General features: G+C 53.6%; 8 protein-coding genes. 6 read left to right on the plus strand and 2 right to left on the minus strand.

From position 1 onward, the window contains the following. Nucleotides 1-129 precede the first annotated feature (129 nt). Both E2566_RS02800 and E2566_RS02805 read left to right on the plus strand, forming a co-directional pair. The gene (locus E2566_RS02800; RefSeq protein ID WP_107170835.1) at nt 130-1,407 is read left to right on the plus strand and encodes a NupC/NupG family nucleoside CNT transporter; all 1,278 of its coding nucleotides are present in this window, start codon (nt 130-132) and stop codon (nt 1,405-1,407) included. A gap of 148 nt (nt 1,408-1,555) precedes the next feature. Then, nucleotides 1,556-2,272 carry a 4'-phosphopantetheinyl transferase family protein gene (locus tag E2566_RS02805; RefSeq protein WP_107170836.1) on the plus strand — a complete coding sequence of 239 codons (717 nt, stop codon included), beginning with the start codon at nt 1,556-1,558 and terminating at the stop codon, nt 2,270-2,272. A gap of 49 nt (nt 2,273-2,321) precedes the next feature. Here the strand turns inward: E2566_RS02805 and E2566_RS02810 are convergent, their stop codons facing one another. Continuing rightward, nucleotides 2,322-4,283 (minus strand): TonB-dependent receptor domain-containing protein, encoded by a 1,962-nt coding sequence (locus E2566_RS02810; protein ID WP_107170837.1) that lies wholly within the window; start codon nt 4,281-4,283, stop codon nt 2,322-2,324. Between the two features lie 97 nt (nt 4,284-4,380). Next, nucleotides 4,381-5,643, minus strand: a complete 1,263-nt coding sequence (locus E2566_RS02815; RefSeq protein ID WP_205942497.1) for an MFS transporter — start codon at nt 5,641-5,643, stop codon at nt 4,381-4,383. A gap of 331 nt (nt 5,644-5,974) precedes the next feature. Here E2566_RS02815 and E2566_RS02820 point away from each other — a divergent pair, with 331 nt between their 5' ends. The 4 genes from E2566_RS02820 to E2566_RS02835 are packed head-to-tail and all read left to right on the plus strand — an operon-like array spanning nt 5,975 to nt 12,819. Further along, the gene (locus E2566_RS02820; protein WP_107170839.1) at nt 5,975-7,171 is read left to right on the plus strand and encodes an isochorismate synthase; all 1,197 of its coding nucleotides are present in this window, start codon (nt 5,975-5,977) and stop codon (nt 7,169-7,171) included. Then, nucleotides 7,168-8,793, plus strand: a complete 1,626-nt coding sequence (locus tag E2566_RS02825) for a (2,3-dihydroxybenzoyl)adenylate synthase (RefSeq protein WP_107170840.1) — start codon at nt 7,168-7,170, stop codon at nt 8,791-8,793. The genes E2566_RS02820 and E2566_RS02825 overlap by 4 nt, the downstream gene beginning before the upstream one ends. A 10-nt stretch (nt 8,794-8,803) precedes the next feature. Continuing rightward, a complete protein-coding gene (locus tag E2566_RS02830) occupies nt 8,804-9,679 on the plus strand; it encodes an isochorismatase (RefSeq protein WP_107170841.1) in 876 nt (291 codons plus the stop codon). After that, nucleotides 9,676-12,819, plus strand: coding sequence for a non-ribosomal peptide synthetase (locus E2566_RS02835; protein WP_107170842.1), 3,144 nt, complete (start codon nt 9,676-9,678; stop codon nt 12,817-12,819). Before E2566_RS02830 ends, E2566_RS02835 begins: the two co-directional genes overlap by 4 nt.

Here is a 12,819-nt window from a genome sequence, read left to right on the forward strand (position 1 = left end):
ATTTGTGACATAAATTAGCGACCTTCACGGGCCACTCTTTATAATCGGCTCACCAGCGCGTGCTTACCGTTCTGGCGAAACGATTTTTATTATGCTTTCACTTTTTTCACGCGTTATAGGGAACTTCACATGCAACTCGTTATGAGTCTCATCGGCATGCTTGTTCTGATTTTTTTCGCGGTTATGTTGTCCAGTAACCGTAAAGCGATCAGATTGCGTACCGTAGCCGGTGCTTTCATTCTTCAGATCGGTATCGGTGCCTTGGTGCTATATGTACCCGTCGGGCGCAAGATTCTGGAGGGCATGACGGGCGGTGTAGCAAACGTTATCGCCTACGGAAATCAAGGCGTGTCATTCATTTTTGGCGGTCTGGTTTCCGACAAAATGTTCGAGGTATTTGGCGGTGGCGGGTTCGTTTTCGCATTCCGTGTATTGCCAATTATCGTCTTTTTCTCTTCCCTTGTGGCGGTACTGTATTACATGGGCGTGATGCAGTGGGTCATCCGCTTATTAGGCGGCGGATTGCAAAAACTGCTGGGAACGTCCCGTACTGAATCGCTCTCTGCAACCGCTAACATTTTTGTTGGACAGACAGAAGCACCGCTGGTGGTGCGACCATACATCGCCAATATGACGCGCTCAGAATTGTTTGCGGTGATGTGTGGTGGGTTGGCATCGATTGCAGGCTCTGTGATGGCAGGTTATGCCCAAATGGGCGTGCCGTTGGACTATCTAATAGCCGCGTCCTTCATGGCGGCACCGGGTGGGTTACTGTTTGCCAAACTGATGGTGCCGGAAACGGAAAAAACGCACGATCATGATGAAATGGGGGGCTTTGTCGATGGCGACGATCGCCCTGCTAACGTCATTGATGCGGCGGCAAGCGGTGCGGCTTCTGGGATGCAGTTGGCGCTGAATGTGGGGGCGATGCTGCTGGCTTTTGTCGCTTTGATTGCACTGCTTAACGGTATTTTGGGGGGGATCGGTGGCTGGTTTGATTACCCGCAACTGTCAATGGAACTGGTTTTGGGATGGATATTCTCACCTGTTGCTTTCTTAATCGGTGTTCCATGGCATGAAGCGACCGTTGCGGGTTCGTTCATTGGGCAAAAACTGATCGTCAACGAGTTCGTCGCTTACATGAATTTCAGTGAATATCTGAAAGCAGATGACGTGGTGCAGGCCGCTGGCTTGCAGGTTCTGTCGGATCATACCAAGGCTGTGATTTCGTTCGCGCTGTGCGGCTTTGCTAACCTTTCGTCTATTGCTATTCTTATTGGAGGTTTGGGCAGTATGGCACCGACTCGGCGTCAGGATATTGCCCGCTTTGGTTTGAAAGCGGTTGCGGCAGGTACGCTTTCTAACCTGATGAGCGCCTGCATCGCAGGGTTCTTTTTGGCTCTGTAAATGTAACCAGGCATTCTTGCAGTAGCGAGATGATGGGCGGCGAAAGTCGCCCATTGTTCGTTTTAAACCCTACGTTTTTCAGGGTTTAAGCGTGATCTACGCGATGTTTACTGAATGTGGGCGCGATTGCTTGCCTGAGTGGAGTGACATGCTTTCTGCTTTTATTGATGATGTTGAATGGATTACTTTTCCACGGGCAACGGACGGTGCCGCCTACCCAGGTATTACTGCTCGCTGCCATTTCCATTCTTCTGCCTATGATGATGCACTTTTCGCTGAGGCGAATATTCCTTTTTCTGATGCGCTAGAGCGTGCTGTACCGAAACGGCGGGCTGAATTTTTGGCTGGACGTTATCTTGCCAGACATGTGTTGAATAAGTTGGGTCACCCCGATTTTGTTCTGCATAGTGGGGAGGATCGTTCGCCGCAATGGCCGGAAAACATCGCTGGTTCGCTGAGTCATAATAAAGACAGCGTTCTTTGCGCTGCACATGTGCGTAATGACGAGCTGTCGTGCGTGGGGGTTGATATCGAAGGGTTTATATCCGACGAGCGTGCGCAGTCGCTGTGGCCCGGAATCATTGGTGACGAAGAGTTCCAGTGGTTTCTGGAGCGGGAGGAGTCGTTCTGCTGCCTGCTGACGGTAAGTTTCTCGGCAAAAGAGAGCCTGTTCAAGGCGCTTTATCCGCAGGTTCGGCACTACTTCGATTTTCTGGATGCCAGACTGGTGGCGCTGGATATCACTAAACGCGAGTTTGAGCTGGAGCTGTTGACCGATCTGACCCCCGTTTTTTACGCCGGACGCCGCTTTAAAGGTGCGTATCTGCTGAGAGAGTACGACGTCACTACCTTTCTCTGCTGCTAAAAAAGCCCGCGTTAGCGGGCTCCGAGTCATTCATTAGAACGTATTGGTATCAGAACTTGTAGCTCACGCCGCCGTATATCGTCCGCCCAGACAGGAAGTAGTCGTTGTTGGTTGCGACGTAATCCCGTTTTTCGTTGGTCAGGTTAGTGAGTCCTAATTTCAGGTCCACATTTTTAACTGGCGTATAGGTGGCACCGATATCCACGGTGTTGAAGCCACGTGTTTTGCTGACCTCTTTATCAAACAGATATTGATTGCCGGTGTATTGGTAAGCAATATAAGTCGATAGATTATCTAACGCCTGCCAGTTCAACTGCGTGTTAACCGTATTTTTTGGCGTTTGCTTCAGGCGCATTCTGGTGGTGCGATCTTCCGCGTCGACAATAGTCCAGTTAGTGGTCCAGTTCAGGTCATCTGTCACATCGACCCAGAATGAAGTTTCAATCCCTTGAATTCGCGCTTTATTCACATTTTCATAGGTGAGGCGCGTCGCGACTCTGTCCCAGGTCTGAACCTGAATCATGTCTTTAATATCGTTATTAAATAAAGTAACACCCGCGCCAAAGCGCTCGGCTTCATAAGCGGTGCCGACTTCATAGCTGATTGACGTTTCAGGCTTCAAATCCGGGTTACCTACCGTCTGGCAGCGGCCACGGCAGGCGGCAATCGCGTACGATTCCGATGATTGTGCAATTGAGGGGGCTTTAAACGCTTTGCTGACGCCGCCTTTTACCACCCAGTTGTCGGTGAGGCTATAGGTGGCGTAAGCGCGCGGGCTGAACTCTGTACCGTAAGTCTCATGCTTATCGACACGTCCGCCGAAGGTTAATGCCAGATCGGATAACTTGAATTCATCTTGCAGGAAGAGTGCACCCTGACTCACGTCAATGGTGCCGTTGGGCAAGTTCATACTGTGTTTCAAGGAAGTGAGGCGATATTCTCCGCCACCAGTCAGTAGATGATCGCCTAGATAGCCAGAGACCTGTCCGTCAATCGTATGGTTATCCTGCGTAATGTCGGCTTTGCCATTATTGAGTTGGGAATTATCCATCAACTCCACATTTTCATAGAAATAGCGCAGACGCGTATCGACGTTATCCCAACTACCGTTGTGCGTTAATCCCAGTCCCAGACGCTCCATTTTTTGAATGTTACGCACAGCTGCACCATAGTTGTTCCAACGTACGTCACGGTCGTCTTTGGCATATGTGGCGTCGAAATCCAAGCTCTGTTGATCATCAATCAACCACGTTAAATTTCCCATCACGCTGTAATTATCACGTTTTTCCAGTGCATCAGTATTCCGATTTACCGACTGTTCAGTTTTCCATGCATCGCGCTCTCCGCCATCGGCCAGCAGGCTCCCCAGCAGCGTGTTTTCTATGAGTGGTCCGCTGATATAACCATTCAGACGGTTATGGTCACCACCCGATCCTTCCATTGGCGATGTAATGTTATAGCCAATTTCGCCTTTTAGTTCGTTGCTCGGTTGGTTCAGAATGACGTTAATGACACCGCCCAGTGCATCGGCACCGTACAGAGAGGACATCGGCCCACGGATCACTTCAACACGCTCGATTGCTGAGATGGGAATTGCGCTCAGATCGAAATCATTACCCATATTTCCAGCAAGCGCATCACGGGAATTAACCCGACGGCCATTGATGAGTAACAACGTATAGTCCGCTTTCATACCGCGGATCTTGATTTCGTTACGACCATAACTCGTCGACGGATTGATGTTAATGCCCGGTAGCTTTTTCACCGCGTCGGAAATGTTATTCACCGACATCTTTTCCAGCTCGGCACGCGTGATGACAGAGACACTCGCGGGCGCGCTCAGCGTGGTGTGCTTCGTCTGTGTTGCTGTCACGACGATTTTTTCATCTGCCGCGTTTTCTGCCTGCGCAAGTGCAGGCAGTGCCAGTAATCCCGTCATCAGCAGGGCGTGATACACCTTGCTGTGTGGGAAATGATGATGTGAAAAACGACTTTCCGGTTTTAGCTGCATGTCAAAGACCCCATCAAATAGTAGAAAAAAACATCCCCGTAAGTAACTCACAGTGTTGTGAGTATTGCCGACCCACTCGTTGCGTGAGTCGATCGGTTTATTGCCCAGTCACCTGTGCTGACTGGCGTGCTGCCGTTCTCCGGCCGCGTTCAGCCAATTGCGGAATCAAGCGCATGGTCAGCAGCATGGCGACCAGCGCAAATACGGTGCTGGCCACGGCAAGCTGTGAGAACCCGTCAATTTTCCCCTCGGCGGAGGTGCTCAGATAAGCGGCTGAGGCAACGCTAGCAAGCCCTGATGCAATGTTGGCCGCTGTTCCCTGATAGGACATAAACGCGGCGCGCTGATGCGGTAGCGGAATACCTGCGGTAATCGCCAGCGTGCTACTAGAACGAGCCGCACTCAGCGCCATGAACAAGGGGAACATCAGATACAGAGAGAGCGATAAGGGCAACGCAAAGCCACAGAGAATGACAACCGCCAGCAGCAGTGTCGTTACTATGATTGTCTGGCTGGCATACCCACGATCCAACAGGTTGCCACACAGCTGCATGGTCACCATGCTTGCCAGCCCGCCACAGAGATAGAGCAGGGAAATATCATCCCGAGGGAAAGCGAGGTTGAACTGAAAATAGTTGGAGAAATGGGGGATCAGCAGGAAATGTCCGAACATTTGTAGCGAAATCACCGTCAGCCCCAATAGGAAAATGGGCGATGCCAGCAGGTCTTTTAATACCGAAGCGGGCGCTGTCGTGGGTGACGAACCTTGCTGAACCCGGTGCATCGGCGGCATTGAAGGAAAAAACCACAGCACTAACAGCGCCAGTAGCAGGCCGCCCAGGCCGAAGGTATAAAACGGTGCTTGCCAGTTAATTCGGTGGGCCAACTCCAGTGACAGCGGCATGATGACAATGGCTGCGAGTGAGAAGCTCATTCCGACGTAGGCCAACTGCTTTCCGCGTTCGTTGGTTGGCACGATATCAACAACCGCCGCCATCAAGACGCCCGATGCCGGGCCAGCAACACAGCCCGCCAAAATAAACAGCAGCAAAAGATGGGTTTGACTGGTGGCAAACATGCAGGCTGCCGTCAGACCAAAGCGCAACGTCAGTAGAACAAGTAGGGCGTGTTTACGGTTAAATCTATCCAGATAAGGCGCGGCGAGGAAGCCGACGATGGCTGAGGCAAACGTTGCGCCGCCGCTAATATAGCCGATGTTTTTGGCATCCATGGAGAGTGCGCTGATGAAGTCGGGGCCTAGCGGCATCACCATCATTAGGCTACCGAGAGAAAGCATATTGATTAGCAACGCCAGATGCACAACAGATCGGGTGTGCTGGCGGTACATGCTTTCATCCATGACAGGCTCACATTTAGACACAGTTAGTAAAATATTGGCGCAGTCTAGCGCAGCTTAATTCCGCTGACAATGAATGATAACTATTTTCATTATCATCTGTGATGTGGGTTTTATAATCAATACATTCCTATTGCTAATCATTAACGGTTATGAAAGATGAACAATAAAATTGATTAACATCAATATAACCCGCAGTTTTTGGGAGGAAATAACCATTTTGAGGAAGGATTGACCGAACACGTTACTTCAGTGTAATTTAACTTCGCTTAATATAAATGATAATGATTTTAATAATCATTGGTATTTAATTTGCGAGCGCAGGAGCTGTCTTGTGGATACACTGATTACAGAAACTGAAACATTTAGCGGGCTAACTTATTCAGAACAGACCGCTTTTTTATATGCATCGGAACACCGAAGCCTTTCTACTTCCGGCTTATTTGAACGTATTTCGTCCCCTGTTTGTACTCCGGGCTCGCACGATGACAGGCTTAGCTCAGCAATCGCGCAGGCGTTTCAGCGCGCGCGTCAAGCAGGGCAGTCGCTGCCTATTGTTGTAGGGGCAATCCCCTTTGATACCACACAACCTTCTTGTCTCTATGTGCCTGATAGTTACACCGTTACGACGAAATCGGAACTCGTTAGCCGCGCCCGTAAATACACGACTGCGGCACCTAAAGCATCAACGCTAAACAGTGTTCCTGATGAATCTCAGTTCAAATCCATTGTGGCAGAGGCCGTTGAGCGCTTCCGACGCGGTGAACTAAGCAAAGCGGTGCTGTCGCGCATTCTGGACATTGAGCTGACGGAACCCGTTAAGGCTCAGACGATCCTCAACAACCTGATGGTACAGAATGCGGGTGGCTATCACTTCTCGCTGCCGCTGCCGGACGGTTCGGTATTACTGGGTGCCAGCCCGGAACTGCTGCTGCGTAAGCAGGGGAGTGTGATTGTCTCTAATCCGCTGGCGGGCTCGGCACGACGGATGAGCGATGAACATCTGGACTACCTGAACAGCCAGCGTTTACTGAATTCTGGCAAAGATAAGCACGAGCATAAGCTGGTGGTGGACGACATTCGCCAACGCCTGATGCCGCTGTGCGTGTCGTTAACTATTCCATCGGTCCCCTCGCTGATGAACACCGCTTCAATGTGGCATTTGTCCACGGCGATTAGAGGCGAACTGGTGAACCCTGAGATGACAGCGCTTCAGGTCGCCTGTCAGCTACACCCCACCCCCGCACTCTGCGGTTTCCCCACGCAGGAAGCGCGCCAGCTGATCGCAGAATTGGAACCGCATGACCGTGGCGTATTCAGCGGCATTGTCGGCTGGTGTGATGCCAACGGTGATGGCGAATGGGCGATCGCGATTCGCTGCGGCACCATCAAACACAATAAAGTCTGCCTGTTTGCTGGCGCGGGCATTGTTGAGGCATCCGTCCCCGAGGATGAATGGGCTGAAACCGCTGCCAAATTAAACACGATGCTGAATGCATTTGGGCTTAACTCAGGTGTGGATGGACTATGAGCATTGAATTTACGCCCTGGCCAGAGGCGCTGGCACAGCGCTACCGTGAGAAAGGCTATTGGGTCGGCTTGCCGTTAACGGACGCCTGGGAGCGCCACTTGGCGACGCAGCCGGATGCCGTTGCGGTCGTGTGCGGTGAGCGTCAGTGGAGCTATCGGGAACTGGACCAACAGTCTTCCGCGCTGGCATCTCGCTTGACGGAACATGGCTTGCGCAGTGGCGATACCGCGCTGGTGCAACTGCCAAACGTAGCCGAATTTTACCTGACCTTTTTTGCATTGCTGAAAATGGGGGTCGCGCCAGTTAACGCGCTGTTCAGTCATAACAAGCTGGAGCTGCTGTCGTATGCCACGCAGATCGAACCACGCTTATTGATTGCATCAGCAGAGCATCCGCTGTTTGGCAACGGTGAGTTTCTGGATCGGCTACAGACGCAGGTTCCTCGCCTGCAAACGGTGGTGATGCTCGGCGACAGCCCGCTAGGGCACAGTCTGACTGACTGGCTGCAACCGAATGCTTCGGCCAGTCAGTATCAGCCTTCCGCGTCGGCGCAGGTCGCCTTCTTCCAGCTTTCTGGCGGCAGTACCGGTACGCCGAAGCTGATTCCTCGCACCCATGACGATTACTACTACAGCGTGCGTCGTAGCGTAGAAATTTGCGAGCTGACGCCACAAACCCGCTACCTGTGTGCGTTGCCCGCACCGCATAACTTCCCGTTAAGTTCGCCCGGTTCGCTCGGCGTATTTTACGCTGGTGGACGCGTCGTGCTGGCGTCCGATCCGGGAGCGATGACCTGTTTCCCGTTAATTGAGCGCCATCAGATCGATATTACGTCGCTGGTGCCGCCCGCTGCCGCGCTGTGGGTTCAGGCGGCAGAGCAGTTTGGTGCGGCGTTGCGTAGCCTGAAGGTTTTGCAGGTGGGGGGCGCGAAGTTAAGTGAAGCCGTTGCCCGGCGCATCCCGGCAGTCTTGGGCTGCCAGCTGCAGCAGGTGCTGGGGATGGCGGAAGGGCTGGTGAATTACACCCGACTGGATGATAGCGATGAACATATCTTCACCACGCAAGGCTACCCGATGAGCCCGGACGATGAGGTGAAAGTGCTGGATATTGATGGTAATCCGGTGCCGAGAGGCGAGGCAGGGCTGTTGGCGACGAGAGGTCCGTACACCTTCCGTGGCTATTACCGCAGCCCGGAACACAATGCCCGAGCTTTCGACGGAGAAGGTTTCTATCACTCGGGTGATGTGGTGCAAATGACCGAAGAGGGCTATTTGCGCGTGGTCGGGCGGGAGAAAGATCAGATCAACCGCGGTGGAGAAAAGATTGCCGCCGAAGAAATCGAAAACCTGCTGCTCAAGCATGACGGCATTCTCCATGCCGCGCTGGTGTCCATGCCTGACCCGGTTATGGGCGAAAAGAGCTGTGCTTTTCTGGTGGTCAGCGATCCTTCGCTGAAAGCCATCACATTAAGGAAATATCTGCGTAATCAGGGTATTGCTGAATTCAAACTGCCAGACCGCTTCGAGATGATCGACACCTTGCCCGTCACACCCGTCGGCAAGATTGATAAGAAATCACTCCGTCAGCGCATTCAGACCCAACTTAGCATTCAAAATAAATAAGGATTTTGTGATGGCAATCCCTTCTATTGCTTCGTATCCCCTGCCGTGCGCACAGGATTTCCCAGACAACAAGGTGTCCTGGGCGTTTGAACCTGGACGTGCGGTACTGCTGATTCACGACATGCAGGACTATTTCGTGAATTTCTATGGCGCGGACAGTCCGCTGATGCAACAGCTGATTGAAAACATTGCGGCATTGCGAGCCTACTGCAAAGCGCAGGGCGTTCCGGTGGTGTATACCGCGCAACCTAATGCGCAGAGCGCGGCCGACCGCGCGCTGCTGAACGATATGTGGGGCGCAGGGCTGAATAATCACCCTGAAAAACAGCGTGTTGTGAGCGCACTGGCACCCGATGAACATGACACCGTGCTGGTGAAATGGCGCTACAGCGCATTCCATCGTTCCCCGCTGGAACCGATGATGAAAGAGATGGGCAAAGATCAACTGATTATCTGCGGTGTTTATGGGCATATCGGCTGCATGATTACCGCGACGGATGCCTTCATGCGCGATATCAAGCCCTTCATGGTCGGCGATGCGATTGCGGATTTCTCACTTCAGGAACACCAGATGGCGCTGAAATATGTGGCGACGCGCGCCGGACGGGTGGTTAGCACAGCAGAACTCACAGGAGTAAAAATGGCACAGGCACTCACGAAACAAGGGCTGAGAGCGCATCTGCTGAGTTTGATCGACGAAGAAGACGATCAGTTCGATGAAGATGAAAATCTGATCGACTATGGCCTGGACTCGGTGCGTATGATGGCGCTGTTGACCGAATGGCGCAATCAGGGCGTGACGCTGAGCTTTGTCGATCTGGCGCGTAACCCCAGCCTGAATGCCTGGTGGGCGCTGATCGAAAAACAGCAGGGAGCCGTATTATGAAGCCGTTGAGCGTGGCGCAGTGCGGGCTGTGGTTAGGCCATGCCTTGAACGAGGATAAGGCGACGTTCAACACGGCGGAGTGCATCGCATTTGATGGCAAAATCGATATTGAAGCCATGTTAAGCGTAATCCGTCAGGCGGTGATGGAATGCGAATGCCTGTACTGCCAGTTTGTTGAGGTTGCGGGTGAACATGCAGAACAACCAGAGATCGGTTTTGTCGCTTCGCAACTACCCGTTCCGATTGGCGTGCTGCCGATTGTCGAACTGTTGCCTGTGCCGATGGCGGATGAAGAGCAGACGATACGCCAGTGGGCGCGTGATGAAATCTCCCAGCCGCTGGATTTGCTAAACGGATTACCTTGCCGCTTTGCGCTGCTGTGCGGTGAAAAGCGTGATTTTCTCTACAGCTGCGTTCACCACATTGCCTTGGACGGTTTCGGCACCACGATGCTGTTTCAACGTATCGCCCAGATCTACAGCGCGCTGACGGCAGGACAATCTGCACCGATGGCCGAGTTTGGCCCGTTCAGCGAAGTACTGGAAGAGGAGCGGCAGCGCGATGCCAGCGGGCAGACAGCACAGGCGCGTGATTTCTGGTTGGAAACGCTGAACGCGATGCCGGAACCGGTCAGTTTCAGCGAGAAGAAAGCACCGATAGCGGCGCGTTTTTTGCGTCAAAGCTGTGATATGCCTGCGGATCTCTGGCAGCCGCTAACGGCGCTGTGTGAAGGCAATAAAATCAGCTGGCCGGATCTATTTTTAGCGATGTTGGCGACACACCTGAAACTGGTATCCGGCAGCGACCGACTGACGTTCGGCATGATGGTGATGAACCGAATCGGTTCCGCCTCGCTGACGGTGCCGAGCATGCAGATGAATATCGTGCCGCTGTGCATTCAGGTGGATGAGCAGGCGGATTTTGTGGCGCTGGCGCAGCAGGTTGCCCGCACCAAACGCACGTTGCGTCGTCATCAGCATTATCGCTATGAGCATTTACGGCGCGATCTGAACCGCGTCGGCGGTGAACAGCGCCTGTTCGGGCCGCTGATCAATATCATGCCATTCGATCATCCGCTCAAGTACGGATCGCTGTCGTCCAGCACGCTGAATCTCAGCGCTGGGCCAGTAGAAGATCTGACGATCGAGATCCATTTTAAACCGGATGGCACCCCGGTGTTGGACTTTGATGCCAATCCTGCCTGTTACAGCGCGGAAGCGCTTGCCAGCCTGCAAGAAACCCTGTTCACGCTGCTTCAGCGTTGGCTGGCGCAGCCGCAGCAAACCAGCGGCGAGCTGCTAGAACGCTGGCTGCGTGAAGAACGTGAACTGGCGCTGCTCACCAGCCGTGAGCCTGAGCCGTTTGTTGAACCCGTTCTGACGGCGATTGCCAAGGCTGCGCGTAAAAACCCGCATCATATCGCGTTAGTGCAGCGCGATCGGCAATACAGCTATCAGCAACTGCTGGATCTGAGCGGTCAGGCCGCCGCGGCGTTGCATGAGCGTGGCGTACAGTCCGGCGAACGTATCGGCATTATGCTGAACCGTAGCCCGGAAACCATTATCAGTTTGCTGGCCGTGATGCAGTGCGGCGCGGTTTATGTGCCACTCGACCCTGAACAGCCACGCGAACGGCAGCAGCACATTATCCAGATTGCTGAGCTGCGTACGATTGTGACGCAGGCGGACTACCAGCATCGGCTAGCCTCCGTTTTTTCTGGTGAGATCGTTCTGGCAGGGCATCTTTTATCATCCCACGCGCAGGCCGTGGCTCTGCCGACTGTGGAGTCGAAAGCAGGGCAGATTGCCTATGTCATGTTTACTTCTGGATCGACGGGATTGCCGAAAGGCGTGGAGATCGGCGCTAGCGCGTTGGATCACTTCACGGCGGCGGCACGCCAACGCTATGGCCTGCGTGCAACGGATCGCGTGCTGCAATTTGCCCCGTTTAACTTTGATGCCAGCATTGAAGAGATTTTTGCCACGCTGACCAGCGGTGCGACGCTGGTGCTGCGCACCGATGAGATGCTGGAATCGATTCCGACCTTTGTTGAGCAGGTAGAAGCACAGGCGATTACGTTGCTCGATCTGCCGACCGCATTCTGGAACGAATGGGTGATCGGGCTGAAAACCGGCACGCTGGCGATGCCCTCCGCTCTGCGTGCCATCATCATTGGCGGTGAAGCCGTGTATCCCGAACAACTGGTGCAGTGGCAACGCTATGCGCCGGATACGCTGCGCTTAATCAACACCTATGGTCCAACGGAAACCACGGTGGTGGCGACCACTTGCGATCTGCAAACGCAGTCTGCCGATGTGGCACGGCTTCCTATCGGTCTGCCACTGGCAGGCGTCAACGCGCTGATTTTGGCGGTGGGCGATCGCCCTGCGGCAGAAGGGGAACTGGTGCTGCTGGGACCAACGTTAGCAGCAGGTTACATCGGTACGGAGCACTCGGCGTTTGCGCCGTTGGCGGTGGGCGATCGGCAACGGCCTGCCTACCGCACGGGCGACAGAGTACGGCTGGAAAAAGGGCGGCTGCTGTACCTCGGGCGGATGGATAACGAATTTAAAATCAGCGGCTATCGGATTCAGCCAGGGGAAGTCGAAGCTCATCTGCTGGCACAGCCTGATATCGACGAAGCCTGCGTGCAGGGCATGGTTTATCCCAACGGCGTGCGGCGTCTGGTGGCGTTTGTCGCGACCCAAGAGGGAGAAATCGATGCACGTGCGCTGAAGCAGCGCCTGAGCAGTGTGCTACCGCCTGCGATGATCCCGACCGATTACCGAGCCTTCCACCAGTTGCCGAAAACCGGCTCCAACAAGGTCGATCGCAAACGTCTGCTGGCGGAATACCGCGATGAAGCTCCTACGCAGGCGTTGGCCAACGAAACCGAGAACCGGGTCAGCGCTATCTGGCAGCAGATCCTTGGTGTATCGGGGATTCAATCGCGGGATAACTTCTTCGAGCTGGGCGGGCAGTCATTGCAGACCATTCAGATTGTTAATCGTCTGGCTGCTGAATTTTCCGTCAGCATCAAAGTGTCTGATGTATTCGATCACCCACAGCTCAGCGACTTCTGCCGTTATCTGGATGACAGGCTGTCGCAGGATGAAAACAGCGTGGAAATGGTGTGGTAG

Source organism: Pectobacterium punjabense (assembly GCF_012427845.1).
Taxonomy (GTDB): Bacteria; Pseudomonadota; Gammaproteobacteria; order Enterobacterales; family Enterobacteriaceae; genus Pectobacterium; species Pectobacterium punjabense.